The sequence below is a fragment of the Polaromonas sp. genome (assembly GCF_041689105.1).
Taxonomy (GTDB): Bacteria; Pseudomonadota; Gammaproteobacteria; order Burkholderiales; family Burkholderiaceae_C; genus Polaromonas.
The window spans coordinates 1-25,342 of record NZ_JBDNGU010000136.1 but is presented as its reverse complement, the minus strand read 5'-3'; the positions used below and the strand labels follow the sequence as shown (position 1 = coordinate 25,342).

Sequence of the window (25,342 nt, the reverse complement as noted above, 5' to 3'; positions counted from 1 at the left end):
GAGCGTGGGGGCCGACGAACGCAGCGAAGGGCCGCCCCGAGCAAGTTCAGCCCCCTCGGGGGGCAGCGACGACACGTCAGTGCGGAGCGTGGGGGCCGACGAACGCAGCGAAGGGCCGCCCCGAGCAAGTTCAGCCCCCTCGGGGGGCAGCGACGACACGTCAGTGCGGAGCGTGGGGGCCATCTCCCAGCGCGGCACCAGCCACGCGATGCCGGCCATGGACACCAGGATCAGCCCCGCCAGAATCCAGAACAGCGGCCGCCAGCCGGTCAGCGGCATCAGCCATTGCACCGGCAGGGTCGAGGCCAGCATGCCGAGCGAAGCCGTCATCAGCATCCACGAGTTGGCCCGCAGCAGCGTGGCTGGCTCGTACCAGCGACGATAACCCGTCAGCGGCGCCATCAGGCACGCGCTGACCCCCATGCCCACCACCACCCGCGCGGCCATCAGCCAGACAAAACTGGTCGCCAGCGAAAAAGCCAGGCTACCGATCACCGACAGCGCCAGAAACCACAGGATCACGCGTTTCGGTCCGTGGCGGTCCAGCCAGGCGCCCAGCGGCAACTGCATGGCCGCAAAACCCAGGAAATAACCGCCCGCCAGCAGGCCAAGGTCGCGCGCATTGAGCGAAAACTCCGCTGTCAGCACCGGCGACAAGGTGGCCGTGATGGCCCGCACCAGGGCCGAGCAGAAATACGCGGCGGCAAATGCCAGAAAAACAAGAATGCCTGTTTTTTTGTCGAGGTAGCCAGGGGTGTCAGCCTGCGCTGCGGTCATGGCACCGGCTCAAACTTGAGGCTGGAGAAAAAGGTTTCTGCCACCTCGGCGTTGATCGTATCGGCATACAGCACCACCTGGAACAGCTGCGCCCCGCGCGAAAAGTAGGCGGCGTGTCCAGCCACCGCGCGACCGTCAACGCGGCTCCCCTGCGCCTTCACCATGAGTGCCGGCGGGCCAGCCACCATGCCAGACGGGCGGAAAGGCACCACCTGCGTGCCGCCTGCGCCGGTGCCCACCGGGCCGGCCTTCATATTGACAAGTGTCAGTTGCTGCCATTCGGCCAGCGCAGCTTGCGCCCTGGAAACGTCGGCCAGTGTGGCCACCGCCACGGCGAAAGTAGCGCCGCCCGCGTCGCAGCCCTGCATCTGCAGCTGGGCCAACTGGCCGGCCAGCGCCACGCTTTTTTCAGCCTTGTCCGGCTTGCAGGGCAACAGCAGGCTCAAAGGGGTGTTGTCGGGACGGACTTCGCGCCAGTTGAAGGTCGGGTTGCAGGCAGCCAGTGCCATCAGCCCGGCCAGACCGGCCGCCACAAAAACAGCCCGTGTGGCGCGGGAAACGGGAATCGTAAGCATGCCCGGCACTTTACCGCCATTTATGCGCCAGCCGGGGGCTGGAGCCCACCCAAACCGGCGCGTCCCGCACCTTTGCACCCTTCTGGAACATCTTGCCGGCAAACTTCCGCACCAATCTGGGCATGCCGCTTGCTTCATGTTCTGCATGGACCCGCCTTTTCTCCAAGTCCCGCCGCCCCCGCCTACCCGTGCGGGCGCCAGGCTGCCCGCCACCGACCAGCCGCTCTGGCGCGACAAGCTGTTGCAGTTGCTGGAGTCCACCGGCGAAGGCATTTTTGGCATCGACATGGATGGGCGCTGCACCTTCATCAACCGCGCCGGGGCCGAGCAGCTCGGGTTTTCGCCCGCCGACGTGCTGGGCAAAAACATGCACGAGCTGGCCCACCACAGCCATGCCGACGGCGCGCATTACCCCGAGCGCTTGTGCCCGATCTTCAACGCCTTTCGCATGGCCCTGCCCTGCCGCATCGACACCGAGTTGTTCTGGCGCCGCGACGGCAGCGCGTTTGCGGTCGAATACTCGTCCTACCCCATCGTGGACGGCGGCGTAGTGCAAGGCGCGGTGGTCACCTTTGTGGACATCTCGGCGCGCAAGCGGGCCGAGGAAGCCTTGCGCCATGCCAACGACGTGCTGGAGCAGCGTGTCAGTGAGCGCACACAGGCGTTGGCAGGCGCACTGCAGCAGCTGCGCGAACTCTCGGCTTACACCCACACCGTGCGTGAGGAAGAGCGCACCCGCATTGCCCGCGAGGTGCATGACGAACTCGGCAGCCTGCTGGTGGCGCTCAAGATGGACGTCGGCTGGCTCGACAAGCGCCTGGGCGAGCAGCAGCAGCGTGAGCCCATCGCCGCGCAGGCCATGCGGTCCACCATGCAGGCCAAGTGCCAGAACATGAGCCGGCTGATCGAAGCCGCCGTCGACAACGTAGGCCGCATCATCACCGACCTGCGGCCCAGCATCCTGGACCACCAGGGCTTGTGGGCCGCACTCGACTGGCAGGCGCATGAGTTTGTGCAGTCTGCCGAACTCGCCCTCGACTGGCAGATGGACGTGGACCAGGCTGCGCCGCTGCCCGAGCCCTCGGCCATGGCAATTTTCCGCATCTTTCAGGAAATGCTCAGCAACGTGGGCCGGCACGCACAGGCCAGCCAGGTCGCGATACGCATCCGGGCCACGGCTGACGACATCAGCATCAGCGTGCGCGACAACGGCCGCGGTGCCGAGGCCAGCGCCTTCGAAGCCGCCAATGCCTACGGCGTGATGGGCATGCGCGAACGCGCGCGCCATCTCGGCGGCAGCCTTGAAATTACAAGCCAAATCGGCCTCGGGGCCTTGTTCCACCTGCGCATACAGCTACCAAAAGCATAGCAACTACAACCGTCACAGCACCTATGGCCACCCTCAACATACTGATAGGCGACGACCACCGCATTGTGCGCGAGGGCCTCAAACAGGTGCTGGCCGACGCACCCGAGATCACCGTGGTGGCCGAAGCCGAGACCGGCCCCGACATCCTGCAGCAGGTCGAGGCCCTGGGCGGGCCTGCCGGCCTGGACGCCGTGCTGCTCGACATCGCCCTGCCAGGCCGCGACGGCATGGACGTGTTGCAGACGCTCAAGAAAGCCTGGCCGGACCTGCCGGTGCTGATGCTCAGCACCTATCCTGAGAAGCAGTACGCGGTTCGCTGCATCAAGCTGGGCGCAGCCGGCTACCTCAACAAAAGCGCCCACCCCGACGACATGATTGCGGCCGTGCGCAAGGTGGCGGCGGGCGGCCTGTATGTGTCGGCCGTCACCGCCGAGGCGCTCGCGAGTGCCGTCGGCAGCGGCGGCGCGCGCAACGGCGCCGAAGCCCTGTCGCACCGCGAGCACCAGGTGTTTCGCCTGCTCACGGCGGGCAAGTCCGTGGGCGAAATTGGTGCACAGCTCGGGCTGGCGTCCAACACGGTGAGCACCTACCGTCTGCGCATCCTCGAAAAAACCGGCGTCAAGAACGATGTCGAGCTTGCGCTGTACGCTGAAAGGCACGCCAGGTCGTCTCCGGCGGTCTGAGCCCGGCCTTCAGGCCTGCGGTTTGTAGGGCGCGCCCTACACCGCGTCATGCCACACACAACGCATTTCAGGCAGACCCGGGCCAAGGCGGCAAAGTGGCGCGCCCCTTGCAAGGTGGATGCTTCTTCAACTGAAAGGTGCGTGCCATGTCTGACCGTTTCTCCCCCTACGACGCCGACCGACCCCTGATGCTCAAGTGCAGTTGCGGCGGCGACCACGCGCCGGCGGATCACCACCCGGCGATGAACGCTGACGGCGCCGCCGCCGAACTGCGCAGCCGCAGCCTGACGAGCGAGTTCGAGGCGTATTCCAACGAATTCATTGAAGCCACCCTGGTCAAAGCCCTGTTCCCGCAGGACGCCGTGCGCCGCCGCTTTCTGCGCGCCGTCGGCAAGGGCACGGCCATGGCCGCTATCGCGAGCGTGCTGCCCGTCGGCACCATGCAGGCCATGGCGCAAGACAAGGGCAAGCTTGAAAAAACCAATCTCAAGATCGGTTTCATCCCCATCACCTGCGCCACGCCGCTGATCATGGCGCACCCGCTGGGCTTTTACAGCAAGCAGGGCCTGAACGTCGAAGTTGTCAAGACGGCAGGCTGGGCGCTGATCCGCGACAAGATGATCAACAAGGAGTACGACGCCACGCACTTCCTGTCACCCATGCCGCTGGCGATGTCGATGGGTGTGGGCTCCAACCCGGTGGCCATGAATGTGGCAACCATCCAGAACACCAACGGCCAGGCCATCACGCTGGCCAACAAACACAAGGACAAGCGCGACCCCAAGATGTGGAAGGGCTTCAAGTTTGCGGTGCCCTTTGAGTTCAGCATGCACAACTTTTTGCTGCGCTACTACGTGGCCGAGGCCGGCCTGAACCCCGACACCGACATCCAGATCCGCGTGGTGCCGCCGCCTGAAATGGTGGCCAATCTGCGCGCCGGCAACATCGACGGCTACCTCGGCCCCGACCCTTTCAACCAGCGCGCAGTGTACGAGGAGATCGGCTTTCTGCACATCCTGACCAAGGACTTGTGGAACGGCCACCCCTGCTGCGCCTTTGGCACCTCCACCGAGTTCATCCAGAAGAACCCCAACACGTTTGCTGCGCTGTACCGCTCGGTGTTGACCGCCGCCGCCATGGCGCGCGACCCGAACAACCGTGAGCTGATCGCCAAGGTGATCTCGCCGCAGGCCTACCTGAATCAGCCCGAAACCGTGGTGGCCCAGGTGTTGACCGGCCGTTTTGCCGACGGCCTGGGCAACATCAAGACCGTGCCAGACCGCGCCGACTTCGATCCGATCCCGTGGCAGTCGATGGCGGTGTGGATGCTCACGCAGATGAAGCGCTGGGGTTACGTCAAGGGCGACATCAACTACAAGCAGATCGCCGAAAAAGTCTTTTTGCTGACCGACGCCAAAAAACGCATGACCGACCTCGGCCAGAAACCGCCCGAGGGCGCCTACCCCAAGTTCACCATCATGGGCAAGGTGTTTGACGCGGCCAAGCCGGACGAATACCTCAAGAGCTTTGCCATCAACAAGATGGGCTAACCGCCTGTGATTTTTCCTTTTGCTTCTGCACTCTGTCATTGCGGGCCTGACCCGCAATCCATGACGGCATACCGTTGCGGCTAACGCATGGACCCCGGATCGCGTCCGGGGTGACAAGCCTTCGCGCCATCGCCAACAGGCACAGCACACCTCTGACAACCCAATGAACTTCTTCAAAACCCTGAACTTCAAGGCCACGCTGGTCTCGGTATTGCTGCTGCTGGTGTTTCTGGCGGCTTGGCAACTCGCCACCATGCCGCCCCCCGGCGGCGCAGCCGGGCCTGCCGTTTCAGCCGAGCGGGCCGAATACCTGAAGATGCTGGGCAAAGACCCCGGCACGGCCAAGGCCGGCGGCTTTCCGACGCCACTGCAAATGGGCCAGACCGCGTGGAAACAACTGTCTGACCCGTTTTATGACAACGGTCCCAACGACAAGGGCATCGGCATACAGCTTGGCTATTCGCTGGCCCGTGTCGGCCTGGGTTTTCTGCTGGCCTGCCTGGTCGCCATTCCGCTCGGTTTCCTGATTGGTATGTCGCCCCTGATGCGCCGCGCGCTAGACCCCTTTATCCAGGTGCTCAAGCCGATCTCGCCGCTGGCCTGGATGCCGCTGGCGCTGTACACCATCAAGGACTCCTCGGCTTCTGGCATTTTTGTGATCTTCATCTGCTCGGTCTGGCCCATGCTGATCAACACCGCCTTCGGTGTGTCAGCCGTCAAGCGTGAGTGGCTCAACGTCGCCAAGACGCTGGAGGTCAAGCCGCTGCGCAAGGCTTTTCTGGTCATCCTGCCGGCCGCCGCACCGACCATTTTGACCGGCATGCGCATCTCGATGGGTATTGCCTGGCTGGTGATTGTGGCCGCCGAGATGCTGGTGGGCGGCACCGGCATTGGCTACTTTGTCTGGAACGAATGGAACAACCTGTCGCTCACCAACGTGATATTTGCCATCGTTGTCATCGGCGTGATGGGCATGCTGCTGGACATGATGTTTGCGCAGTTGCAGAAATGGGTGACCTATGCTGAATAAGTCCTCGGTGCCAGGCGCTGCGACGGAGCGACCGTTTTTGCAGGTCGAAGGCCTGGCCAAGTCCTACCCGGGTACCACCGAGCCGGTGTTCGACGAGGTCAACTTCAGCATTGCGCGCGGCGAGTTTGTCTGCATCATCGGGCACTCGGGCTGCGGCAAAACCACCATCCTCAACGTACTGGCAGGGCTGGAGACCGCCAGCGCCGGCCATGTTTTCATGGACGGCCGCGAGGTCGCCGGCCCCAGCCTGGAGCGCGGCGTTGTTTTTCAGGGCCACGCGCTCATGCCCTGGCTCAGCGTGCGCAAGAACATCGCCTTCGCGGTGCGCTCCAAATGGCCGGACTGGACCTCGGCCCAGGTCGATGCCCATGTGCAGAAATACGTGGACCTGGTCGGTCTGTCGGGCGCCATCGACAAAAAACCCGCAGCGTTGTCCGGCGGCATGAAGCAGCGTGTCGGTATTGCGCGCGCCTTCGCCATCGAGCCCAAGATGCTGCTGCTCGACGAGCCCTTCGGCGCGCTGGACGCGCTGACACGCGGCACCATCCAGGACGAGCTGCTGGCCATCGTGCGCGAGACGCACCAGACGGTTTTCATGATCACGCACGACGTGGACGAAGCCGTGCTGCTGGCCGACAAGATTCTGCTGATGAGCAACGGCCCGCAGGCGCGCGTGGCCGAGGTTGTGCGCAACACCATGCCGCGCGACCGCCAGCGCGCCACCGTGCACCACGACCCGCAGTACTACCCGCTGCGCAACCACCTGGTGGACTTTCTGGTGGCGCGCTCCAAAGACCTGTCGCATGGCCGGGCACCGGCGCATCCGCCAACCGTGGAGCCCGGCCGCGGCGTGCTGGCCAACGCGACGGCCTCCGCCACTCTGAGAGCCGTCGCATGAGCGCCACGGAAGCCCCGCGCCCGCCGCTACCACCGTTCACGCTGGAAACCGCGAAAGAAAAAGTGCAGAAGGCCGAAGACGCCTGGAACAGTTGCGACCCGGACCGCGTGGCGCTGGCCTACACCGAAGACTCGGTCTGGCGCAACCGCGCCGACTTCTTCTCGGGCCGGCCCATGATCCGCGAATTTCTCAAACGCAAGTGGGCCAAGGAACTGGACTACCGGCTCAAGAAGGAACTCTGGGCCTTCACCGACAACCGCATCTCGGTGCGCTTCGAGTACGAATGGCACGACGACGCCGGCTTCTGGTTCCGATCCCATGGCAACGAGCAGTGGGAGTTTGACGAACTGGGTTTGATGCGCCGCCGCGAGGCCAGCATCAACGACGTGCCCATTCAACAAGCCGACCGCAAATTCCACTGGCCGCGTCCCGTCGCGCCCTGAACTTCAAGCCTTTTTTTCTATCTTCAATTTTTCAAACACAGGAGCAAACCGCATGAACCGCATGGAAGTCACCGAAAAAATCATCACCGCCAAAGTATCCAAGGGCCTCACCTGGGAAGCGGTGGCTAAAAAGGTCGGCCTCAGCAAGGAGTGGGTCACAGCCGGTTGTCTCGGCCAGATGACCTTCGACGAGAAACAGGCCAAGATCATCGGCAAGATTTTCGGGCTCAATGCCGAAGAGCAGAAATGGTTGCAGGTGGTGCCGTACAAAGGCTCACTGTCAACACCGATTCCGACCGACCCGCTGATCTACCGCTGGTACGAAATCGTCAGCGTGTACGGCACAACGATCAAGGAACTGATCCACGAAGAATTCGGCGACGGTATCATGAGCGCGATTGATTTTTCGATGGACATCGTGCGCACGCCCGACCCCAAGGGTGACCGCGTGAACGTGGTGTTGTCGGGCAAGTTTTTGCCGTACAAGCAGTATTAATACGCCGGGCCGGTCCAACGGCTTGGCCTTGACCAACCGGCCAGTTGAGCCAGGGGGCTATGCCCCTTGAGGCCAATTTATTTGCACCTTGCGACTTTTTGCAAGGCAGTCGCGGAGGTACAAATTGATCAGGCTCTGGTAGGGGACGCCAGCCTCCTCAGCCATGCCTTTGAAATACTCCACCACGTCCTGCGACAGGCGCATGGTGACGGATTTTTTCAATTTTGAGGCGTATGGATTTTTGCGAGACTTCAACTTTGACAAGTCGTATTCAGCTTTCATGGTTTGCCACCTTGGTAAAACGCGCTTTCGCGCTTGCTTGCTTTGCGGGCCGAAATGATCCAGATGACCGCACCCTGTTCGCGCTCGCAATGACAGACGATGAGCAGCTTGGCCACAGAGCTCATGCCCAACATCAGGAAGCGTTCTTCTTCTGATGAATGCTCTTCATCGAAGAACTGCACGGCAAACTCATCGTAGAAGACCGACTTGGCGTCCTCAAAAGAGACATGATGCTTCTTGAGGTTTGCCGCAGCTTTGGACGTATCCCACTCGAACTCAATCATCCATACATTGTAGGGATGACTTTTTCTGCGTCAAGGCGCCAATTTTGAGCTCATTGCCTATGTCGGCGCCCACCCGCCCACTGATCTACCGCTGGTACGAGGGCGCGCGCTGCCAGGCCGAAACTGCTAGACTGCGACCCATGAATGCCCGTGTTGATCACCTCATTGACGAAGCCCTTGCGCTTGCACCGGACGAACGTTCGGCGGTGGTGATTGCGCTGCTCGACAGCCTGGACGGCGAAGACGCAGCCACTGTTTCCAGGGCTTGGGCCAACGAGATTCGCCAGCGCAAAAATGACTTGCGATCTGGGGCGGCACTAGCAGTGCCCTGGGCCGAAGCCCGGTCCCGCCTGAACGATCTGTGAGCGCCTTCATCGTCGTTCTCGCTCCAGCAGCGGAGAGCGACATCTCCGATGCCATTTTTTGGTACCGCGAGAAGAATACGCTGGCTGCCGACGGCTTTCGCGCAGAGGTGTTCGACATCATTGAACACATTGCGGATGCCCCGCTGAGCAGACCTGCTGACGAGGACGGAAACCGCAACCGTGTGCTGAAGAGATTTCCGTATTCTGTGTTCTACGACGTGATTGGCAGCACCGTGACGGTCATGGCTGTTGCCCACCATCGACGCAGGCCGAACTACTGGCGAGCGGTCAGACGCTGACGGGATGGGGAGCACTGAGAATATGCCAGGTGAGAGACCTGCGCCCTTTGTACCCCACGAAGAGTTAGGCGACGGCATCATGAGCGCGATTGATTTCTCGATGGACATCGTGCGCACGCCCGAGCCCAAGGGAGACCGGGTCAATGTGGTGTTGTCGGGCAAGTTTTTGCCGTACAAGACTTACTGATGTTGCGTTTGTGCCCAGTGTTCGCTGAGGCAATCGATTGCAAAAAGCGGAGATAGCGTGACTTCTAAACGCTGCCAGCCCTGAACCTATATCCGACCTTTTGATATCAGATTCCAGTAGTGTTCGCCCAAGACCGTAAGTCGGCAAGGTTTTGAATTCATGGCCGCGAAATACATGTGATCTTCGCCTACGGGCTTGACGAGATTAAGGCGATTCAACTTTTGAAGGATAGCGAATTTTCTATTGTTTTCTGGATCTGGAGCTATTCCATGATTAGGAGCGGGTGGTTGTGGCTCAAAGCTGGGGTCTAGCGAAAAATCTGAACCTGGAGTTTGGAACAGCTCGGTTATTTGCTTTAAGTCGGTTAGTTGAATTGGCGGTGCAACTTTGCGCAGCGAAGTGAATGCTTTGACGTTAGTTTTAAATATGGGTCGTTGTTCCCAGGCACCTAACGACTGGTCAATATGGGCGTAGATACTGCCAGGAGTTATGTCGCCTAACAGGTTCGCGGCGCCTCCGTTCAATGCATCTACAAATAATGAAGTGAACACTCCTGAGCCGTTGACTTCTTGGGCGTATTGATCTTTGCTTGACGCGGTCAGAATGGTCATGCCTTCGCTCAGAAGAGCCTTGTCACCTAGAGATTTAGGTGTTCCTGCGACGCCTGAGTGACAGCTATCGAGAATGAGTATTTTGTTCTTGGCTTTGGATCCATTTGCAAAATTAAGCAGTTCCTCAAGGGGAAGGCCGTCATCCCCATCCGCGCAATCCGAGGTGACCAAGTAACCACCAGCATCCTCGACGTGCCCATGGCCGGCGAAGTAAAAAAGAGCCACTTCGCTGTCGTCAGCAAACAGCGCCGCTACGTCATCTTTCAATTGTTTTCTGCTAATCGCTGTATTTGCGTCCACCGCCGTAACCAGCTTCACATCGAAATTCAACTGGCCATCCATGTGCCGCATGAGCACTTGACTAACAGCATAGGCGTCGTTAACACAGCCGTATAGAGGCCCTACATCGGGATAGTAGTTAATCCCCACAACAAGCGCCTTTTTCATGATTTGTTCTTACCTTCGCTCGTCATCTGCGTCACAGCGGTTGCGATCCCGTCCCATGTCCAAGTAATAACGCGATTTCTGGCTAGGCCCGAAGGTAGCGTGCTTATTGACGTGGCTCCATCCACATATACGCCAAAGATTGGAACGTTCAGTGCTTTTGCCATGGCGATTTCTTTATCAACGCCAGTAGCTGTGGCCATATGCCTGCCTACTAATACGATCATGAAATGCGTCATATTGATTTTGGCTCTCACAAGCGCCTCCCACTCAGATTGCAGCATGGGGGCCTTGGCCGACCAGTCTTCATGAGAGAACGGCGTTTTTGAATGCCAAGCTTGTCCTGCAAAAAGGAGCTTGTGATCACGGTTATGGTCAACGTCGAAGCTGATAAAAGCGCGGGGCTCGGCCATGATTTTTCCTTGGTTAAAAATTTCAGATTGAAAATTCACTATGAGCGCAGAGTTGCATGGTGTATGTACCGTTAGACCGCGCCTCCATGACGGCCTTAGGTATCCTCGGATGCGCTGGCTCAGTGCAAGGCTCAAGTCATCTCATCAAATTTAATCCTAGCTTAGGCTGTCATTGGAATCTGCGCATCCTACATTCGGAGGAGCGTGTATTCCCTAGGCTCATCTACTGCTGATGAGGTTCTGTCGGACGTTGCTGCTAGGGCGCGCAGCGACATTGGCATCCGGATTTTCTGCGAGGAAGACTTTCTCCACACAGGTATCGATGCGACTCCAAAGCAGGGCGTGGTGGAAAAATCTAGGCGGGCCGCCCCGTGCCGTCCATCGCCCGCGCGACTCCTATGTCGGGTAACAGGGTTGTCGCAAGCGCGCCGCTTCAAAAGGCCCGCAAGGGCAGGCGGCAAAATCCCCCCATGAACTCCCTAGACGGCAGGCATCCGCATTCTCGACCTCTCCCGCGTGCTTGCGGGCCCCTGGTGTACCCAGACGCTGGCCGACTTGGGCGCCTACGGGATCAAGATCGGTTGACGGGGCACCGGCGACGACACGCCCAAGGCTACAGGTCAGGATCGAATGCCAGACTTTTCGATATTCCCTTGAGAATATTTATAGGCATATAATTGTTCTTATAGGAATATTAAATGCGTATCCAAGTTGATGAAACCATTCCCTGTTTTACCGAAAATTGCTCTCAATGAGTTGGGGTCGCGCATCTCACAGGCAAGGCGCGTCCGCGAAATGACACAGACGGATCTCGCACGCGCTGCGGACCTTGGTCTGAGTACGGTGGTAGACATTGAAGCGGGAAAGCCGGGGGTGAGTGTGGGCGCTTTGGCCAAGGTCATGGAAACATTGGGGCTTCTGGGGCAGCTGGATGAGGTCCTGGACCCGCATAAGGATCCTCGGTTCACCGAGCAAGCTATCCGCAAACTACCCCAGAGGGCGCGAGGCTGATCATGACCTCGACCCCCATCTGGACTTGGCTGCCTGATGCCACGGAGCCTACGCTCACGGGGGATTTCGAGCTTGAAAAGGATCGCGGTGTCGTGAGGTATACGCCGGCGTACATGGGCAGGCCCGACGCCGTCGCACTGGACCCTGTTGTACTTCCGTTTACCAAGCGCATCAAAGGTACGTCAGTTCAATCAAACAGTGGTATCCCAGGCGTCATTCTGGATGCTGCACCTGCGGGCTACGGAGCCGACCGCTTGAACGCGGTGGCAAAACGGGAACTGAACGTCCTGGAGTTATTGCAGGCAGGCCTGGCTGATGGCGCCGGAGCCATAGAGGTCTGCGCCGATATAGAGCGAAAAATTGCCACATGGCGCCCCCCCGCGATCAAAGATCTGATGGATGTGATCGGGGAGCTGGAGGACACTGCGCCTGCGAGTCGGGCGATCCGACGACTGCTTGAAGACGAATCGACCAGTGCTGGAGGAGAAAGACCCAAAATCACCGTTCAGGATGGCCAACGTTTATGGCTGGCAAAGGTGCAAGACCGAGGCGATGTTCCTCATCTGCCGGCAAAAGAATTCGTGGTGATGGATCTCGCGCGAGAAGCTGGCCTTTCGGTTCCCAAAATCCAGCTTCTGGGCGACGAGAAGCGAAAGGTTTACCTGATCGAGCGATTTGATCGAGGGGGCAGTCCATTCAAACCCACACGGATGCACTGCGCCAGCGCACACACCATCCTTGGCCTGGATGGATCAGGCGATCACGATAACCCGCGCCGCTCTTACCTGGTGATCGCCGATATGCTCAGGCGCTGGCAACCAAAGGCCGGACACGTCGAAGACCTTCATGAGCTGTGGCGCAGGATGACGTTCAACGCTTTGGTCGGCAATACCGACGATCACCCACGCAATCACGCATTTATTTTGTCCAACGGCGTCTGGCGCTTGTCTCCTGCGTTCGATATGACGCCACAGCCAAAAGCGGCCGGGCTATTGAGCCTTGCATGCGACGAGTACGGAAGTCGTGAGTGCACGCCGGAGCGTCTGCTGCGATCAGCGAGCCACTTCGAACTGGATATGGAAAGCGCGGTGGCTTGGCTGACTCGGGCTGCGACCTTGATTGCAAGCGAGTGGGCAAAACGAATGTCCGCGGTGAATGTTGATGCTGATGCCATTGAATATGTTTCCCCGGCGTTTAAGCTAAGTCACGCGCTGGCTGAAAACCCAGAAGCTATTTACAAGGCAGCTGAAGCAGCTTCCGCCAGACCAGACAGGCGACATCGACGATAAATCCCGCGACCTTTTTCGTGTAGACCTCTTTCTGCCACCTTGAGCTAAAGCTAAAAAGCAAAATACCCCCATGAACTCCCTGGACGGCATCCGCATCCTTGATCTCTCCCGCGTGCTCGCGGGCCCCTGGTGTACCCAGACGCTGGCTGACCTTGGGGCCGACGTGATCAAGATTGAACGCCCCTGTACTGGCGACGACACGCGCACTTGGGGGCCGCCGTTTTTGCAGGACAGTGCGGGGACTGATACCGCCGAGGCGGCTTATTACCTGGGCACGAATCGCAACAAGCGCTCGGTCACCTGCGACATTGCCAAGCCCGAAGGCCAGGCGCTGATCCGAGATCTGGTGAAACACTGCGATGTGTTTGTCGAGAACTTCAAGGTTGGCGACATGGCGCGTTACGGGCTCGATTACGAATCACTGAAGAAGATAAATCCGAAACTCGTTTACTGCTCGGTCACGGGCTTTGGCCAAACCGGCCCGTATGCCGAGCGCGCGGGTTATGACTACGCGATTCAGGGCATGGGCGGGCTGATGAGTGTGACGGGCGAGCGTGACGACCTGGGTGGCGGGCCGCAAAAAGTGGGTGTGGCGGTGTCTGACCTGATGACGGGCATGTACGCCACCGTTGCCATACTCGCCGCGCTGCGCCATGCCGAAAAAACCGGCGAGGGCCAGCAGGTGGACATGGCGCTGCTGGACACACAGGTCGCGATGCTGGCCAACCTCGGCGCCAACTATCTGGTCAGCGGCTCTGTGCCGGGCCGCGCGGGCAATGCACACCAGAACATCGTGCCTTACCAGGTGTTTGAAGTGGCGCCCTCGGCTGACGGCAACAAAGACCATTTGATTCTGGCCGTGGGCAACGACAGCCAGTACGCCAAGTTTTGCGCAGTGGCGGGCCGGCCCGAGCTGGCGAGCGACCCGCAGTACACGAAGAACCGCGACCGCGTGCGCAACCGCGTGGTGCTGGTGCCGCTGCTGGAGGCGGTGATGCGCACACGCACCAAGGCCGACTGGCTGGCGGCGCTGGAGGCGGCCAAGGTGCCTTGCGGCGCGATCAACCACCTGGGTGAGGTGTTTGCCGACCCGCAGATCGCCGAGCGCGGCATGGTCACGCAGTGGGAACACCCGTTCAAACGCGACTTGCGTCTGGTCTCCAGCCCGATCAAACTGAGCGCCACGCCGGTACGCACGCCAAGCCACGGCGGGCTACCGCCGCCACTGCTGGGCCAGCACACGCAAGAGGTGCTGCGCGATGTGTTGAACTACTCCGACGCGCAATTGTCTGACCTGAAACGCAAAGAGGTGATCTGATGGCAAATTTTGTACTGGTACATGGCGCCTGGCACGGCGGCTGGTGCTGGCAACGCGTCACTGCTGCGCTGCAGGCGCAGGGGCACCGCGTGCATGCCGTCACGCTGACTGGCCTGGGCGAACGCGCTCACCTGCTCTCGCCAAGCATCACGCTGGACACCCACATTGACGACGTGATCAGCGCCATTGAGGTGGAAGAGCTGCACGACGTCATTCTGGCCGTGCACTCCTACGCCGGCATGATTGGCACCGCAGTCGCAGACCGGCTGGGTAAACACCTCAAACACCTGGTCTATGTCGATGCGGTGGTCCCCAAACCCGGAGAAAGCTGGAGCAGCACGCAGTCAACGGCGGCGCAGCAGCAGCGGCTGTCGGCCGCGCAGTCGACAACGCGCTTCAGCTTTCCGCCACCCGACCCGGAAGTGTTTGGCCTGATTGACGCCGACCACGCCTGGGTCAAGCGCCGGCAAACGCCGCACCCCGGCAACACCTACCAGGCGCCGCTGAACTTTGATGTGCAGCGCGTCGCCGCGATTCCGCGCACCTTTGTCAACTGCACGCAGCCGGCGCTGGCCACCATAGAGCCGAGCCGTCTGCGCGTGAAGGATGCGAAGTTCTGGGACGGCGCCTGGCTGCCCAATTCCAGGATCGTCGAGATCAAGACCGGCCACGACCCGATGATCAGCGAGCCCGCCGCCTTGGCAAAAATACTGATGGCCTGCGCCGCATGAACACGCTGGGCCGCCGCCACTTCACGGCTGCGCTGGCGGGTGGCCTGCTGCTGCCAACGCTGGCGCTGGCGAAAGACACCGCCCTGCCGGTGCCGGCCTCGCTGCCGGGTGCGGCGCAAACGGCAGCCACCAAAAAAGAGCCGCTGGTCATTCTGGTCAGCCTGCCCGGCTGCCCGTATTGCGAGGTGGTGCGGCGCAACTACCTGCTGCCGGCGCGCAACGAGTCTGGCCTGCAGGCCTGGCAGCTCAACATCAGCGACCGCAGCACGCCGCTGGTCGGCTTCGACGGCAAGGCGACCACGGCCGCCGCGCAAATTGCAGCCTGGAAGGCCGGCTTCACGCCAACGGTGCTGTTTCTCGGCCCGACGGGCCAGGAGCTGGCAGAACGCTTGGTCGGGCTGGGCTCCAATGACTTCTACGGCGCCTACCTGGACGATCGGCTGGCAACGGCGCGCAAGGCGCTGGCCCGCTAGACGCCCGGCCCGCAGCAACACGCACCATGAACAAGGCCGAGTCCCTGCAGGCCGCCATCCACGAGGAAGTGAACCTGCAGGCGTACAACGGCGCCTGGCCGGCGATGTTTGTGGCCGAGCGGGACCGCCTGCTAGGGTTGCTTCCGCTGAGCTTTATCGACATCGAACACATCGGTAGCACGGCCGTGCCCGGCCTGATAGCCAAACCGGTCATTGACATGTTGGCCGGCGTGGCCTCCATGGCCGAGGCCCGCTCGCTCAGCCCGGTGCTGCTGGACGCGGCTTACACCACGTCGGCCGAATTCAACGCCGCGCTGAGCGACCGTCAGTGGTTCATGCGCTGGGCGGACGGGCACCGCACCCACCACCTGCATGTGGTGGTTCATGGCAGCCCGGCATGGGCGCAGCACCTGCGCTTTCGCGACGCCCTGCGCGCCGACCCGGTGCTGGCGGCGGCTTACGCCGCACTCAAGGCCGAGCTGGCCTTGCGTCACCCCGACGACAGGGAGGCCTACACCAGCGCCAAGGCGGAATTTGTTCGCTCGGTGGTGGCCCCAGGCTGAGCCTGCTGCGGCTCGGCCAGCGATTGTGTTGCTCTGTTTTTGATAGCTGCTTGCACCCGACAGGCAAGGGCTGGGGGCCGATTTCTCTCATAACTGTCTGCGCGCGGCCTGCAACCGGGCCAGGTCAGCGTTTGTGCGCTTGTTGACCGGGGTTGCGACTTTGCAGCCAGCATGTCGCTACCATCGGGGTCACCACTGCGCAAGCACACCACCAAAGCCGCCCATGCCGACACCCCTCACCGCGTTAGCCGTGCGCCGCACCAGGCGGGGCTGGCGCATCATCCGGGCATCGGCGTGGCGCTTGTCCCGGCGTCCATGGGGCCTTGCGCTGGGCGTCCGTTACGCCGCCCAAATCAGTTTTGTGCGGGCGCGGCTGTCACCGGGCAGCTACCTCGGGCTGCAACTGACCCTGGGCGCGCTGGTGATGGCTGGTGCCGCATGGCTGTTCGGCGGGATTGCCGAAGACGTCGTGACCGGCGACCCCCTGACCCTGGTTGACGTCGCCGTGGCGCAATGGTTTCACGCACACGCCACACCCACACTGACACAGGTGATGCTGCTCATCACCCACCTGCACGACCCCCTCATGGTGATCGCTGGCATGGTGCTGGTGGCCGCGTATCTGGCATGGAAGAGACGCTGGTACTGGCTGGTCTGCCTGAGCGTTTGCGTTCCTTCCGGCATGTTGCTCAATGTGCTGATGAAATACGCCTTTCAGCGCGCGCGTCCCAGCTTTGACCATCCACTGCTCACGCTGTCTACCTACAGCTTTCCCAGCGGCCATGTCGCGGCAGCAACGCTGTTTTATGGTGTGATCGCGGCCATGCTGGCGGCGCAGACGACTACGTGGCGCAGGCGGGTGCTGGTCGCGCTGCTGGCGCTCGCGATGGTGACAACGGTCGCGGTGACACGGATGTACCTGGGTGTGCATTACCTGAGCGATGTGCTGGCCGCCTTTGCAGAAGGGCTTGCCTGGCTGGCCCTGTGCCTCACGGGCATACACACCTACTGGCAATACCGCATGGGCGCTGTCAGGGCAGCCGCACAAAAATAACTGGCGCCTGGCTCCCAGATGCCAGTTTTTTGATCGCTGCTTGCGTCCGTGAATCGGAGGCTTGCGGCGAGTTTTAGCAACAACCCAACCGTCGGAGCAGCTATTTCATAGCGCCAAGCACCCTCTTGAGGATCGCGCTGCCGGTGCCGACCGGGTCTTGGCGGATCTTTTTTTTTCCTCGCCGATGATCAGGTAGAGCCCGTCCAGCGACTTGGCAGTGGCTTGGGTGACCACGGGCAAAAACTTCATGCCCAGCGGGGGGCGGGTTTTTTCGGCGAAAAAATTCGTGACCGAGGTTTCTCCGCCCTGCACGATGTTTTTGGCGTCGTTGAAGTTCATGCTGCGTACTGCGCTGACCAGCAGGTCCCGGCCCATGGGCACCGCGGCTTCGGCAGCGCGGTTGGTGGACGTGACCAATTCGTCAATGCGTTTGCCCTGGCCGAAATTTTTCAGGATTTTCGACGCGTCTTCGATGTAACCAGGCAAAGGAATGCGAACTTTCGGGTTGCCCAGGTATCCATCTGTCTTGCCCAGCAGGGCGATGGCCGCCAAAGCGCCTTATTCAAGGGCTTTTTTCAGGCCGCTGGACGCTTCTGCGTTGGTCAGGTCGCCCAGTGACAGGGCGTGAGCCCGCTGGTATGTGGTCAAGATCAGCACGCCCAGTGCGCTGAGGCCAGCCTGGTTAAACTTGCGGCGTTGCATGATGAATAACTCCAGAAATATGAACCCCGTTTCCAACGCAGTACGCCGGATGGTTCTGGCTTTCGCATTGGCTTTGGGCACACTCGCCAGCGTGGCCGGTTGCGGCGGCGCGCAGGTGGCGCCGGAGTCGACCTTTGTGCTGCTCGACGGCAGCAAGCAGAGCACCGCCGGCATGAAAGGCAAGGTCACGCTGGTCAATTTCTGGGCGACCAGCTGCGTGACCTGTGTGGCCGAGATGCCCCAGATCATCTCGACCTACGACAAATACAAAGCGCGCGGCTACGACACGATCGCCGTGGCCATGAGTTACGACCCGCCCAGCTACGTCGTCAATTTCGCGCAGACACGCCAGTTGCCTTTCAAGGTCGCCATCGACAACACCGGCGCCGTGGCCAAGGCCTGGGGCGACGTGCAACTGACACCGACCACCTACATCGTCAACAAACGCGGCGAGATCGTCAAACGTTACGTGGGCGAGCCAGATTTCGCGGCGCTGCACCAGCTCATTGAAAAGTTGCTGGCTGAAAGTTGACCCCCACGGTCGCTCACTGCGTGTAGCTCCCTGACTCCCGAGGAGGCCGCCCGCCTGCAGTCCGGCAGAGCCGGTCCTGCTGCTTGAGCTTGAAAGGGCAATAGAAAAGGCCGGTTGCTGAAAGCAACCGGCCTTTTTCGTAGCGCTTACAGGAAGCTCCGCAAACCACTCTTAACCAGCAAAGGCTTCTGGAGTTACGCGAAGCGCGCGACCGTGGGGTTTATTTGTCCCGGTACGCGTCGTGGCAGGCCTTGCAGGTGCCGGCGGTAGACGCAAAAGCGGTCTTCAGCGCGTCGAGGTTGCCGGTCTTGGCCGCCGCGGCCAGCTTGGCGGTCTCGGCGACCAGCTTGTCGCTGTTTTCCTTGAACTTGGCCTGCTCGGTCCAGATCTCTGGCTTGGCTTTGGTATTGGCGCCCCCTTCCGTGCCGGGACCGAAACCCGCCCACGGCAGTTTGGCCATGGTGGCAACAATCTCGGTGTTGTCCGAGGCGACTTTGGCATCAAACGGTACCCGCCCATTGGCCATGGCACCAACACGGCCGAAATGGGTCCCCATCACGGACAGCGCGCTCTGTCGGTACTTGATCGCGTCTTCGGGCTTGGCAAACTGGGCCGAAGCCGGAGCGGCAAAGGCAAGCAGCGTGACCGCTGCAGCAATAAAGGTAAAAGCTTTCATGTTTTTCCTCGTGGTTTATTGAGTTATCGTGCAGGCAACGCGGCGGGCCATCACCACACATCTGGAGTTTGGCAGGAAGTGATTAGTTCCGCTGGAACTTATGCTTTACGGGTAAGCACCAAGCGGCAGGACGGTCCAGGAAGGCTACCGTGCCGGCCATACAACAACCACGAACCGGGGGGCGCAGATGGACAACAAGGGGACACTGATCAAGGTGCGGGTCTGGGACCTGCCCACACGGATTTTCCACTGGGCGCTGGTCGCCGGCGTGATCGGGCTGGCGATCAGCGGGACCATCGGTGGCAATGCCATGGTCTGGCATTTCCGTTTTGCGTATGTGGTATTGACGCTGTTGCTGTTTCGCATCGTCTGGGGGCTGATGGGCGGCCGTTGGTCCCGTTTTGGTGCGTTCATCTATTCCCCGCAAAGCGTTTTCAACTACCTGAGGGGCCGCGGCAAGCCCGAACACTCGGTGGGTCACAGCCCGATAGGCGCCGGCTCGGTGTTCGCCATGTTGGGGGTTTTGCTGGCACAGGTTGGCACCGGTTTGCTCAGCGACGATGAAATCGCGTTTGCCGGCCCACTGACGCGTTTTGTGTCCAACGCCACGGTGAGCCTGGCGACGAACTACCACAAGAACATCGGCAAGTGGATTCTGCTGGCGCTGGTGCTGCTGCACATCGCCGCGATTGTTGTTTACCTCTGGCGCAAACACAACCTGGTCGGCGCCATGCTGCACGGCGACAAGGAACTGGTCGCGCGGGTGCCGCCCTCGCGCGACGATGCGGCCTCGCGCACGGCCGCGCTGGTGGTGCTGGCTGCCTGCGCGGGCGTGGGGTACTGGATCAGCACGCTGGCTGCGCCGGCCTTCTGAGACAGGCGCTGCGGGTGGCCGGCAGTAAAAAGCGCCGCCGCAAAAGCCGATACACTGATCCGACATGAGTTCTGACAAGCCCGCCTCCGCGCGCCCACCCGCCCTTGTATTCATCACGCCGGACACCCCGGCGCTGCTGGAGGCGACCCGCCAGATCTTCGGCGAGTATGCTTTGCAGCTCGGCATCGACCTGTGCTTCCAGAACTTCGACGAAGAGCTCACCGATCTGCCGGGCGACTACGCCGCGCCCCAGGGCTGCCTGCTGCTGGCCATGGTGGGCGGCGAGATTGCCGGTTGTGGCGCCCTTCGGCCCCTGGACACCGTGGATTACCCGAACGCCAGCGAAATGAAGCGCCTGTATGTGCGCCAGGCACACCGTCGCTCCGGCCTGGGCCGGCAACTGGCCGAAGCGATTCTGGACGCTGCGCGTATGGCCGGTTACCGCAGCGTGCTGCTGGACACGCTCAGCGATATGGAGGCGGCGCGTGCGTTGTACGAGGACCTCGGCTTCAAGGACATCCCGCCCTATTATCACAACCCGATAGCGGGTGCTCACTACTTGAAAGTAGATTTGGAGTAAGAAGCGGCTCTGACTCCTATCGGACAGGCGCAAGCAGCTCTTTTTTCGATAGCTGATTCCAAATCCGAAACAGCATGGCCAGTGTCTGCCGCGCATAAAAATGCCGCCGGTCTTGCGACCTGCGGCATTTTTGGCGAGCTGGCGGGTGAGCGCCTACTCAGCAGTTCTTCAGTGCATCAGCCCTTGGCTTGCGCCAGCAAGGTGCCTGCGTCGCTGACTTCAAATTTGCCCGGACCTTCGACGTTGAGTGCGGCGACCTTGCCGTCCTTGATCAGCATCGAATAACGGTTGCTGCGCACGCCCATGCCACGGCCTGTCAGGTCCAGCGTCAGGCCGGTAGCCTTGGCAAAGTCGGCGCTGCCGTCAGCCAGCATGCGGACCTTGCCATCGGTCTTTTGGTCGCGCGCCCAGGCGCCCATGACAAACGCATCGTTGACGCTGACGCACCAGATCTCGTCGACGCCGACGGCCTTCAGCTCCGAAAACTTCTCAACGTAACCAGGCACATGTTTGGCGGAGCAGGTCGGCGTGAAAGCGCCGGGCAGTGCAAACAGGGCAATTGTCTTGCCGGCCGTGGCCTTGGCCACATCCACCGGGTTGGGGCCGATGCTGCAGCCGTTGCCTTCAACTTCGGAAAATTCCATCAACGTGGTTGCGGGAAGGGTATCGCCTACTTTGATCATGTGTCTGCTCCTCTGGGGGTTGTTGATAAATGGGTTCAAGTGCCATTTTCAACGATTGTCCGAAGCCTTTCAAAAGCGCAGGACAAAAACAAAAGCGGCCCACAGGGGGCCGCTTTTGATGAGGGGAAAGCTCAAGTCTGTAAGACTTAAACGATCGCTGCCTTTTCCAGCAACTTGGTCACGACCCAGTTCTTGGTCTTGGAGATCGGGCGGCTTTCGGTGATCTCGATCAGGTCGCCGGTCTTGTACTCGCCCTTTTCGTCATGGGCGTGGTACTTGCTCGACAACGAGACGATTTTCCCGTAGAGCTCGTGCTTGACACGACGCTCAACCAGCACCGTCACCGTTTTGGTGCGCTTGTCGCTGACCACACGGCCAACCAGGGTGCGCTTGAGGGATTTTTTAACTTCCGTCATTATTTCGCTCCTTCGCGGGCGTTGGTCTCGGCCAGAATGGTCTTGGCGCGAGCGATGTCACGGCGCGCAGAGCGCAGCGTGGCGGTGTTGGTGAGTTGTTGCGTGGCTTTTTGCATGCGCAGGCCAAAGTGGGCTTTTTGCAGCTCTTTGACTTCGGTTTGCAGACCGGCAACGTCTTTTTTACGCAGTTCAGTAGATTTGGTCATGGTCATTTCCGCTTACTGGCCGATCATGCGGCTGACGAAGGTCGTGCGCAGCGGCAGCTTGGCGGATGCCAGGCGGAACGCTTCGCGGGCCAGCTCTTCAGGCACACCGACGATTTCAAAAACGATCTTGCCGGGCTGGATTTCAGCCACGTAGTACTCGGGATTGCCTTTACCGTTACCCATACGCACTTCAGCAGGCTTTTGGGAAATCGGCTTGTCCGGGAAGACACGGATCCAGATACGACCGCCACGTTTGACGTGACGGGAAATCGCACGGCGTGCGGCTTCGATTTGACGGGCCGTCAGACGGCCACGGTCAGTGCATTTGAGACCGAAGTCACCGAATGCCACCGAGTTACCTCGGGTGGCGATGCCGGTGTTGCGGCCTTTTTGCTCTTTGCGATATTTTCTGCGCGCGGGTTGCAGCATTTGTATTCTCCGTAGTTAGACCGATTACTCGGTCTTGGCACCGTCAGCTGCTGCAGCTGGCGCGGCTTTGCGGACGCGCTTAACGGTGGTTTTCGGTGCGTCGGCACCGGCCGCCGCTGGTGCGGCACCCGTTGCTTCTGCGGGTTTGTCGCTGCCGTCAGCAGGGGCCGTATTGACACCGCCGACAGGGCCGCGCGCTGGGCGTGCGGCTCCACGGGGTGCAGGACGGTCCGTGCGGTCGCCAGGACGTGCATCGCGGCGCGGGCCGCGTGGCTTGCGTTCTTCGTCGGAAGGTGCGGCATCCAGCTTGGCGCCCGGCGAATCGCCACGGCCCAGGTTGTCGCCCTTGTAGACCCAGACCTTGACGCCGATCACACCGTAGGTGGTCTTGGCTTCAGAGGTGCCGTAGTCGATGTCGGCGCGCAGCGTGTGAAGAGGCACGCGACCTTCGCGGTACCACTCGCAGCGTGCGATCTCGATGCCGTTCAGGCGGCCCGACGACATGATCTTGATACCCAAGGCACCCAGACGCATGGCGTTTTGCATGGCGCGCTTCATCGCACGGCGGAACATGATGCGTTTTTCAAGCTGTTGGGTGATGCTGTCTGCGATCAGCTTGGCATCAATTTCAGGCTTGCGAACTTCTTCGATGTTCACGGCGACCGGCACGCCCAGCTGGCGGCTCAGTTCTTTTTTCAGCGCTTCGATGTCCTCGCCTTTTTTGCCGATCACGACGCCCGGACGTGCCGAGAAAATCGTGATGCGGGCATTCTTGGCAGGACGCTCGATCAGAACGCGTGACACCGCAGCATTTTTCAGCTTTTTCTTCAGGTACTCGCGAACCTTGATGTCTTCGGCGAGCATGCCGGCGAAGTCCTTGTTGCTGGCGTACCAGCGACTGGACCAGTTGCGGCTGATGGCAAGGCGGAACCCGGTTGGGTTGATTTTTTGTCCCATATCCTGTCTGCCTTCTTAATTGCCAACCACAACGTACACATGGCACGTCGGCTTGCTGATACGGTTGCCGCGGCCCTTGGCGCGTGCGGAGAAACGCTTGAGCGTGGTGCCTTGTTCGACGTAGATGGTTTTCACCTTCAGCTCGTCGATGTCAGCGCCATCGTTGTGTTCTGCGTTGGCAATGGCAGACTCAACCACCTTCTTGATGATTCCCGCAGCTTTTTTCTGCGTGAAGTTCAGGATGTTGAGCGCCTGGTCCACTTTTTTTCCGCGGATCAGGTCGGCGACCAGACGGCCCTTGTCGACCGACAGACGAACGCCCCGGAGGGTTGCACGTGTTTCCATGGTCTTTCCTTACTTTCTCACAACTTTTTTGTCAGCCGGGTGACCTTTGAAAGTCCGGGTGAGTGCGAACTCGCCCAACTTGTGGCCAACCATTTGATCGGTGATGTAGACCGGTACGTGTTGCTTGCCGTTGTGCACGGCGATGGTCAGGCCGATGAAGTCGGGCAGGATCATGGAGCGACGCGACCAGGTCTTGATCGGCTTTTTGTCTTTGTTGGTAACGGCTTTATCAGCCTTGGCTACCAGATGCTGGTCGACAAAGGGACCTTTTTTGAGTGAACGTGTCATGGGTTTGCCTTACTTCTTGCGACGCGAAACAATCATCACTTGCGTGCGCTTGTTGTTGCGGGTGCGGTAGCCTTTGGTCAGGTTACCCCATGGATCGACAGGATGACGGCCTTCGCCGGTCTTGCCTTCACCGCCACCGTGCGGGTGATCGACCGGGTTCATGACCACACCACGAACGGTTGGGCGAATACCCATCCAGCGCTTCACGCCGGCCTTGCCCAGACGGCGCAGGCTGTGCTCTTCGTTGGCGACCGCGCCAATCGTGGCGCGGCATTCAATGTGGATCTTGCGAACCTCACCGGAGCGCATGCGGACCTGGGCGTAGGTACCTTCGCGGGCCAGCAGCGTTGCCGAGGTGCCGGCTGAACGTGCAATCTGCGCGCCCTTGCCGATTTGCATCTCGATGCAATGAATCGTCGAGCCCACCGGGATGTTGCGGATTGGCAGGGTGTTGCCGACACGGATCGGGGCTTCGGCACCGCTGATCAGCGTGGCGCCAACTTCAAGGCCACGCGGGGCGATGATGTAGGCGCGTTCGCCGTCGGCGTAGCAGATCAGCGCAATATGGGCCGTGCGGTTGGGGTCGTACTCAATACGCTCGACCTTGGCCGGAATGGCATCCTTGTTGCGCTTGAAGTCCACCACACGGTAGTGGTGCTTGTGACCGCCGCCTTTGTGGCGAACGGTGATGTGCCCGTTGTTGTTACGGCCAGACTTCTGGAATTGTGGCTCCAGCAGCGGCGCATAAGGCTCACCCTTGTGCAGGTGATCCCGGGAAATCTTCACCATCCCGCGCATGCCGGGAGAGGTGGGTTTCATTTTAATGACAGCCATGATTACGCAGCCTCCCCACCGATGTTCAGCTCTTGACCGGGTTTCAGCGTCACATAGGCCTTGCGAATATTGTCGCGACGGCCAGTGGATTTGCCAAAACGCTTGGTTTTGCCTTTTTGGTTCAGTACCGATACAGCCTTGACGTCCACTTTGAACATCAATTCCACAGCGGCCTTGATTTCAGGCTTGGTGGCGTCCTGCAGCACCTTGAACAGCACCGCGTTGGATTTGTCCGCAACCATGGTGGCTTTTTCAGACACGATGGGGGCGACCAGCACCTGCATCAGGCGGCCTTCGTCAAATTTTGGTTTGGTAACCTTGGTGTTCACGGCGCTCATGCAAACATCTCCTTGAGTTTGTCCATGGCGGCCTTGGTGACCAGAACCTTTTTGTAGTGCACCAGCGACAGCGGGTCTGCGTAGCGCGGCTCAACCACAAGAATGTTCACCAGATTGCGTGAAGCCAGGTACAGGTTTTCATCGACTTCGTCAGCGATGACCAGCACCGATTTGAGGTTCATGGCCTTGAATTTGTCGGCCAGAACTTTTGTCTTGGGCGAGTCCACGGTCAGCGAATCAACCATGGCCAGGCGGCCTTCACGGGCCAGCTGGGAGAAGATGGAGGCCATGCCGGCGCGGTACATCTTCTTGTTGATCTTCTGCGTGAAGTTCTCGT

General features: G+C 60.5%; 36 protein-coding genes and 3 pseudogenes. 21 read left to right on the top strand and 18 right to left on the bottom strand.

Annotated features, from left to right (window positions below):
* Positions 1-777: MFS transporter (locus ACESMT_RS14440; RefSeq protein WP_372827289.1), on the bottom strand; the 777-nt coding region annotated here is incomplete at its 3' end.
* Positions 774-1,352 (bottom strand): hypothetical protein, encoded by a 579-nt coding sequence (locus ACESMT_RS14435; RefSeq protein ID WP_372827288.1) that lies wholly within the window; start codon positions 1,350-1,352, stop codon positions 774-776. The genes ACESMT_RS14435 and ACESMT_RS14440, both read right to left, overlap by 4 nt.
* A 145-nt stretch (positions 1,353-1,497) precedes the next feature.
* Between ACESMT_RS14435 and ACESMT_RS14430 the strand changes: the two genes are divergently transcribed.
* From ACESMT_RS14430 to cynS, 7 genes are all read left to right on the top strand, one after another.
* Positions 1,498-2,721, top strand: coding sequence for a PAS domain S-box protein (locus tag ACESMT_RS14430; protein WP_372827287.1), 1,224 nt, complete (start codon positions 1,498-1,500; stop codon positions 2,719-2,721).
* A gap of 23 nt (positions 2,722-2,744) precedes the next feature.
* Positions 2,745-3,404: a response regulator gene (locus ACESMT_RS14425; protein WP_372827286.1), complete on the top strand. Its 660-nt coding sequence runs from the start codon at positions 2,745-2,747 to the stop codon at positions 3,402-3,404.
* A 146-nt stretch (positions 3,405-3,550) separates the two neighbouring features.
* Positions 3,551-4,954, top strand: a complete 1,404-nt coding sequence (locus ACESMT_RS14420) for a CmpA/NrtA family ABC transporter substrate-binding protein (RefSeq protein ID WP_372827285.1) — start codon at positions 3,551-3,553, stop codon at positions 4,952-4,954.
* Positions 4,955-5,117: 163 nt separating this feature from the next.
* The gene (ntrB, locus tag ACESMT_RS14415; protein WP_372827284.1) at positions 5,118-5,984 is read left to right on the top strand and encodes a nitrate ABC transporter permease; all 867 of its coding nucleotides are present in this window, start codon (positions 5,118-5,120) and stop codon (positions 5,982-5,984) included.
* The gene (locus tag ACESMT_RS14410) at positions 5,974-6,882 is read left to right on the top strand and encodes an ABC transporter ATP-binding protein (RefSeq protein WP_372827283.1); all 909 of its coding nucleotides are present in this window, start codon (positions 5,974-5,976) and stop codon (positions 6,880-6,882) included. The genes ntrB and ACESMT_RS14410 overlap by 11 nt, the downstream gene beginning before the upstream one ends.
* Positions 6,879-7,325, top strand: coding sequence for a DUF1348 family protein (locus ACESMT_RS14405; RefSeq protein ID WP_372827282.1), 447 nt, complete (start codon positions 6,879-6,881; stop codon positions 7,323-7,325). The genes ACESMT_RS14410 and ACESMT_RS14405 overlap by 4 nt, the downstream gene beginning before the upstream one ends.
* 52 nt (positions 7,326-7,377) lie before the next feature.
* The gene (cynS, locus tag ACESMT_RS14400) at positions 7,378-7,821 is read left to right on the top strand and encodes a cyanase (RefSeq protein ID WP_372827281.1); all 444 of its coding nucleotides are present in this window, start codon (positions 7,378-7,380) and stop codon (positions 7,819-7,821) included.
* A 57-nt stretch (positions 7,822-7,878) separates the two neighbouring features.
* On the opposite strand, the gene ACESMT_RS14395 is transcribed toward cynS, so the two are convergent.
* Both ACESMT_RS14395 and ACESMT_RS14390 read right to left on the bottom strand, forming a co-directional pair.
* Positions 7,879-8,103: a BrnA antitoxin family protein gene (locus ACESMT_RS14395; RefSeq protein ID WP_372827280.1), complete on the bottom strand. Its 225-nt coding sequence runs from the start codon at positions 8,101-8,103 to the stop codon at positions 7,879-7,881.
* Positions 8,100-8,387 carry a BrnT family toxin gene (locus ACESMT_RS14390; protein ID WP_372827279.1) on the bottom strand — a complete coding sequence of 96 codons (288 nt, stop codon included), beginning with the start codon at positions 8,385-8,387 and terminating at the stop codon, positions 8,100-8,102. The genes ACESMT_RS14395 and ACESMT_RS14390 overlap by 4 nt, the downstream gene beginning before the upstream one ends.
* A gap of 140 nt (positions 8,388-8,527) precedes the next feature.
* On the opposite strand from ACESMT_RS14390, the gene ACESMT_RS14385 reads away from it, so the two are divergent.
* The 3 genes and pseudogenes from ACESMT_RS14385 to ACESMT_RS14375 form a co-directional block, all read left to right on the top strand.
* A complete protein-coding gene (locus ACESMT_RS14385) occupies positions 8,528-8,752 on the top strand; it encodes an addiction module protein (protein WP_372827278.1) in 225 nt (74 codons plus the stop codon).
* A complete protein-coding gene (locus ACESMT_RS14380) occupies positions 8,749-9,051 on the top strand; it encodes a type II toxin-antitoxin system RelE/ParE family toxin (RefSeq protein WP_372827277.1) in 303 nt (100 codons plus the stop codon). Before ACESMT_RS14385 ends, ACESMT_RS14380 begins: the two co-directional genes overlap by 4 nt.
* 55 nt (positions 9,052-9,106) lie before the next feature.
* Positions 9,107-9,238 (top strand): annotated as a pseudogene (locus tag ACESMT_RS14375) (cyanate hydratase); the annotation flags it as partial.
* A gap of 86 nt (positions 9,239-9,324) precedes the next feature.
* Here the strand turns inward: ACESMT_RS14375 and ACESMT_RS14370 are convergent.
* Positions 9,325-10,296, bottom strand: coding sequence for a caspase domain-containing protein (locus tag ACESMT_RS14370; RefSeq protein WP_372827276.1), 972 nt, complete (start codon positions 10,294-10,296; stop codon positions 9,325-9,327).
* Positions 10,293-10,706 carry a TIR domain-containing protein gene (locus ACESMT_RS14365; protein WP_372827275.1) on the bottom strand — a complete coding sequence of 138 codons (414 nt, stop codon included), beginning with the start codon at positions 10,704-10,706 and terminating at the stop codon, positions 10,293-10,295. The genes ACESMT_RS14370 and ACESMT_RS14365 overlap by 4 nt, the downstream gene beginning before the upstream one ends.
* 492 nt (positions 10,707-11,198) lie before the next feature.
* Here ACESMT_RS14365 and ACESMT_RS14360 point away from each other — a divergent pair.
* From ACESMT_RS14360 to ACESMT_RS14325, 8 genes and pseudogenes are all read left to right on the top strand, one after another.
* A pseudogene (locus ACESMT_RS14360) lies at positions 11,199-11,285 on the top strand (CoA transferase); the annotation flags it as partial.
* 135 nt (positions 11,286-11,420) lie between these two features.
* On the top strand, positions 11,421-11,717 hold the full coding sequence (locus tag ACESMT_RS14355; RefSeq protein WP_372827274.1) for a helix-turn-helix domain-containing protein: 297 nt from the start codon (positions 11,421-11,423) through the stop codon (positions 11,715-11,717).
* A gap of 2 nt (positions 11,718-11,719) precedes the next feature.
* Positions 11,720-13,006: a type II toxin-antitoxin system HipA family toxin gene (locus tag ACESMT_RS14350; protein WP_372827273.1), complete on the top strand. Its 1,287-nt coding sequence runs from the start codon at positions 11,720-11,722 to the stop codon at positions 13,004-13,006.
* 70 nt (positions 13,007-13,076) lie between these two features.
* On the top strand, positions 13,077-14,324 hold the full coding sequence (locus tag ACESMT_RS14345; RefSeq protein WP_372827272.1) for a CaiB/BaiF CoA transferase family protein: 1,248 nt from the start codon (positions 13,077-13,079) through the stop codon (positions 14,322-14,324).
* The gene (locus tag ACESMT_RS14340) at positions 14,324-15,055 is read left to right on the top strand and encodes an alpha/beta fold hydrolase (RefSeq protein WP_372827271.1); all 732 of its coding nucleotides are present in this window, start codon (positions 14,324-14,326) and stop codon (positions 15,053-15,055) included. Before ACESMT_RS14345 ends, ACESMT_RS14340 begins: the two co-directional genes overlap by 1 nt.
* Entirely contained in the window at positions 15,052-15,528 is a 477-nt protein-coding gene (locus tag ACESMT_RS14335; protein WP_372827270.1) for a hypothetical protein, read from the top strand. The genes ACESMT_RS14340 and ACESMT_RS14335 overlap by 4 nt, the downstream gene beginning before the upstream one ends.
* A gap of 26 nt (positions 15,529-15,554) precedes the next feature.
* Complete coding sequence (locus ACESMT_RS14330) at positions 15,555-16,091, top strand: GrpB family protein (protein ID WP_372827269.1); 537 nt, start codon at positions 15,555-15,557, stop codon at positions 16,089-16,091.
* A 223-nt stretch (positions 16,092-16,314) separates the two neighbouring features.
* The gene (locus ACESMT_RS14325) at positions 16,315-17,145 is read left to right on the top strand and encodes a phosphatase PAP2 family protein (RefSeq protein ID WP_372827268.1); all 831 of its coding nucleotides are present in this window, start codon (positions 16,315-16,317) and stop codon (positions 17,143-17,145) included.
* A gap of 100 nt (positions 17,146-17,245) precedes the next feature.
* Here the strand turns inward: ACESMT_RS14325 and ACESMT_RS14320 are convergent.
* Positions 17,246-17,847, bottom strand: a pseudogene (locus ACESMT_RS14320) (DUF4197 domain-containing protein).
* A 49-nt stretch (positions 17,848-17,896) separates the two neighbouring features.
* On the opposite strand from ACESMT_RS14320, the gene ACESMT_RS14315 reads away from it, so the two are divergent.
* Positions 17,897-18,379: a TlpA disulfide reductase family protein gene (locus tag ACESMT_RS14315; protein ID WP_372827290.1), complete on the top strand. Its 483-nt coding sequence runs from the start codon at positions 17,897-17,899 to the stop codon at positions 18,377-18,379.
* 220 nt (positions 18,380-18,599) lie between these two features.
* On the opposite strand, the gene ACESMT_RS14310 is transcribed toward ACESMT_RS14315, so the two are convergent.
* Entirely contained in the window at positions 18,600-19,055 is a 456-nt protein-coding gene (locus tag ACESMT_RS14310; protein ID WP_372827266.1) for a cytochrome c, read from the bottom strand.
* A 187-nt stretch (positions 19,056-19,242) separates the two neighbouring features.
* Here ACESMT_RS14310 and ACESMT_RS14305 point away from each other — a divergent pair, with 187 nt between their 5' ends.
* A complete protein-coding gene (locus ACESMT_RS14305; RefSeq protein WP_372827265.1) occupies positions 19,243-19,929 on the top strand; it encodes a cytochrome b/b6 domain-containing protein in 687 nt (228 codons plus the stop codon).
* Between the two features lie 64 nt (positions 19,930-19,993).
* Positions 19,994-20,509 (top strand): GNAT family N-acetyltransferase, encoded by a 516-nt coding sequence (locus ACESMT_RS14300; RefSeq protein ID WP_372827264.1) that lies wholly within the window; start codon positions 19,994-19,996, stop codon positions 20,507-20,509.
* A 176-nt stretch (positions 20,510-20,685) separates the two neighbouring features.
* Here the strand turns inward: ACESMT_RS14300 and ACESMT_RS14295 are convergent, their stop codons facing one another.
* From ACESMT_RS14295 to rplD, 10 genes are all read right to left on the bottom strand, one after another.
* Complete coding sequence (locus tag ACESMT_RS14295) at positions 20,686-21,192, bottom strand: peroxiredoxin (RefSeq protein WP_372827263.1); 507 nt, start codon at positions 21,190-21,192, stop codon at positions 20,686-20,688.
* Positions 21,193-21,338: 146 nt separating this feature from the next.
* Positions 21,339-21,608: a 30S ribosomal protein S17 gene (gene rpsQ, locus ACESMT_RS14290; protein WP_372827262.1), complete on the bottom strand. Its 270-nt coding sequence runs from the start codon at positions 21,606-21,608 to the stop codon at positions 21,339-21,341.
* A complete protein-coding gene (gene rpmC, locus ACESMT_RS14285) occupies positions 21,608-21,814 on the bottom strand; it encodes a 50S ribosomal protein L29 (protein ID WP_372827261.1) in 207 nt (68 codons plus the stop codon). Before rpmC ends, rpsQ begins: the two co-directional genes overlap by 1 nt.
* 12 nt (positions 21,815-21,826) lie before the next feature.
* Positions 21,827-22,243, bottom strand: a complete 417-nt coding sequence (gene rplP / locus ACESMT_RS14280) for a 50S ribosomal protein L16 (RefSeq protein ID WP_077593716.1) — start codon at positions 22,241-22,243, stop codon at positions 21,827-21,829.
* A gap of 24 nt (positions 22,244-22,267) precedes the next feature.
* Entirely contained in the window at positions 22,268-23,200 is a 933-nt protein-coding gene (rpsC, locus tag ACESMT_RS14275) for a 30S ribosomal protein S3 (protein ID WP_372827260.1), read from the bottom strand.
* 15 nt (positions 23,201-23,215) lie between these two features.
* The gene (gene rplV / locus ACESMT_RS14270) at positions 23,216-23,545 is read right to left on the bottom strand and encodes a 50S ribosomal protein L22 (protein WP_077593714.1); all 330 of its coding nucleotides are present in this window, start codon (positions 23,543-23,545) and stop codon (positions 23,216-23,218) included.
* A 9-nt stretch (positions 23,546-23,554) separates the two neighbouring features.
* Positions 23,555-23,833, bottom strand: coding sequence for a 30S ribosomal protein S19 (rpsS, locus tag ACESMT_RS14265; RefSeq protein WP_372827259.1), 279 nt, complete (start codon positions 23,831-23,833; stop codon positions 23,555-23,557).
* Positions 23,834-23,842: 9 nt separating this feature from the next.
* Positions 23,843-24,667 carry a 50S ribosomal protein L2 gene (gene rplB / locus ACESMT_RS14260; protein WP_372827258.1) on the bottom strand — a complete coding sequence of 275 codons (825 nt, stop codon included), beginning with the start codon at positions 24,665-24,667 and terminating at the stop codon, positions 23,843-23,845.
* 2 nt (positions 24,668-24,669) lie between these two features.
* On the bottom strand, positions 24,670-25,005 hold the full coding sequence (rplW, locus tag ACESMT_RS14255; protein WP_372827257.1) for a 50S ribosomal protein L23: 336 nt from the start codon (positions 25,003-25,005) through the stop codon (positions 24,670-24,672).
* Positions 25,002-25,342: 50S ribosomal protein L4 (gene rplD, locus ACESMT_RS14250; RefSeq protein WP_372827256.1), on the bottom strand; the 341-nt coding region annotated here is incomplete at its 5' end. The genes rplD and rplW, both read right to left, overlap by 4 nt.

Bases quoted from the DNA above. Each gene is read 5' to 3' on its own strand.
- rplP (WP_077593716.1), bottom strand. From the start codon at position 22,243: ATGCTGCAACCCGCGCGCAGAAAATATCGCAAAGAGCAAAAAGGCCGC.
- ACESMT_RS14395 (WP_372827280.1), bottom strand. From the start codon at position 8,103: ATGAAAGCTGAATACGACTTGTCAAAGTTGAAGTCTCGCAAAAATCCA.
- ACESMT_RS14370 (WP_372827276.1), bottom strand. From the start codon at position 10,296: ATGAAAAAGGCGCTTGTTGTGGGGATTAACTACTATCCCGATGTAGGG.
- ACESMT_RS14340 (WP_372827271.1), top strand. From the start codon at position 14,324: ATGGCAAATTTTGTACTGGTACATGGCGCCTGGCACGGCGGCTGGTGC.
- rpsQ (WP_372827262.1), bottom strand. From the start codon at position 21,608: ATGACGGAAGTTAAAAAATCCCTCAAGCGCACCCTGGTTGGCCGTGTG.
- ACESMT_RS14420 (WP_372827285.1), top strand. From the start codon at position 3,551: ATGTCTGACCGTTTCTCCCCCTACGACGCCGACCGACCCCTGATGCTC.
- ACESMT_RS14365 (WP_372827275.1), bottom strand. From the start codon at position 10,706: ATGGCCGAGCCCCGCGCTTTTATCAGCTTCGACGTTGACCATAACCGT.
- ACESMT_RS14405 (WP_372827282.1), top strand. From the start codon at position 6,879: ATGAGCGCCACGGAAGCCCCGCGCCCGCCGCTACCACCGTTCACGCTG.
- ntrB (WP_372827284.1), top strand. From the start codon at position 5,118: ATGAACTTCTTCAAAACCCTGAACTTCAAGGCCACGCTGGTCTCGGTA.
- rpsS (WP_372827259.1), bottom strand. From the start codon at position 23,833: ATGACACGTTCACTCAAAAAAGGTCCCTTTGTCGACCAGCATCTGGTA.
- ACESMT_RS14335 (WP_372827270.1), top strand. From the start codon at position 15,052: ATGAACACGCTGGGCCGCCGCCACTTCACGGCTGCGCTGGCGGGTGGC.
- ACESMT_RS14425 (WP_372827286.1), top strand. From the start codon at position 2,745: ATGGCCACCCTCAACATACTGATAGGCGACGACCACCGCATTGTGCGC.
- ACESMT_RS14435 (WP_372827288.1), bottom strand. From the start codon at position 1,352: ATGCTTACGATTCCCGTTTCCCGCGCCACACGGGCTGTTTTTGTGGCG.
- rplW (WP_372827257.1), bottom strand. From the start codon at position 25,005: ATGAGCGCCGTGAACACCAAGGTTACCAAACCAAAATTTGACGAAGGC.
- ACESMT_RS14325 (WP_372827268.1), top strand. From the start codon at position 16,315: ATGCCGACACCCCTCACCGCGTTAGCCGTGCGCCGCACCAGGCGGGGC.
- cynS (WP_372827281.1), top strand. From the start codon at position 7,378: ATGAACCGCATGGAAGTCACCGAAAAAATCATCACCGCCAAAGTATCC.
- rplV (WP_077593714.1), bottom strand. From the start codon at position 23,545: ATGGAAACACGTGCAACCCTCCGGGGCGTTCGTCTGTCGGTCGACAAG.
- ACESMT_RS14310 (WP_372827266.1), bottom strand. From the start codon at position 19,055: ATGAAAGCTTTTACCTTTATTGCTGCAGCGGTCACGCTGCTTGCCTTT.
- ACESMT_RS14345 (WP_372827272.1), top strand. From the start codon at position 13,077: ATGAACTCCCTGGACGGCATCCGCATCCTTGATCTCTCCCGCGTGCTC.
- ACESMT_RS14295 (WP_372827263.1), bottom strand. From the start codon at position 21,192: ATGATCAAAGTAGGCGATACCCTTCCCGCAACCACGTTGATGGAATTT.
- ACESMT_RS14300 (WP_372827264.1), top strand. From the start codon at position 19,994: ATGAGTTCTGACAAGCCCGCCTCCGCGCGCCCACCCGCCCTTGTATTC.
- ACESMT_RS14385 (WP_372827278.1), top strand. From the start codon at position 8,528: ATGAATGCCCGTGTTGATCACCTCATTGACGAAGCCCTTGCGCTTGCA.
- ACESMT_RS14390 (WP_372827279.1), bottom strand. From the start codon at position 8,387: ATGATTGAGTTCGAGTGGGATACGTCCAAAGCTGCGGCAAACCTCAAG.
- ACESMT_RS14305 (WP_372827265.1), top strand. From the start codon at position 19,243: ATGGACAACAAGGGGACACTGATCAAGGTGCGGGTCTGGGACCTGCCC.
- ACESMT_RS14330 (WP_372827269.1), top strand. From the start codon at position 15,555: ATGAACAAGGCCGAGTCCCTGCAGGCCGCCATCCACGAGGAAGTGAAC.
- rplB (WP_372827258.1), bottom strand. From the start codon at position 24,667: ATGGCTGTCATTAAAATGAAACCCACCTCTCCCGGCATGCGCGGGATG.
- ACESMT_RS14315 (WP_372827290.1), top strand. From the start codon at position 17,897: ATGGTTCTGGCTTTCGCATTGGCTTTGGGCACACTCGCCAGCGTGGCC.
- ACESMT_RS14410 (WP_372827283.1), top strand. From the start codon at position 5,974: ATGCTGAATAAGTCCTCGGTGCCAGGCGCTGCGACGGAGCGACCGTTT.
- ACESMT_RS14355 (WP_372827274.1), top strand. From the start codon at position 11,421: ATGAAACCATTCCCTGTTTTACCGAAAATTGCTCTCAATGAGTTGGGG.
- ACESMT_RS14430 (WP_372827287.1), top strand. From the start codon at position 1,498: ATGGACCCGCCTTTTCTCCAAGTCCCGCCGCCCCCGCCTACCCGTGCG.
- rpsC (WP_372827260.1), bottom strand. From the start codon at position 23,200: ATGGGACAAAAAATCAACCCAACCGGGTTCCGCCTTGCCATCAGCCGC.
- ACESMT_RS14350 (WP_372827273.1), top strand. From the start codon at position 11,720: ATGACCTCGACCCCCATCTGGACTTGGCTGCCTGATGCCACGGAGCCT.
- rpmC (WP_372827261.1), bottom strand. From the start codon at position 21,814: ATGACCAAATCTACTGAACTGCGTAAAAAAGACGTTGCCGGTCTGCAA.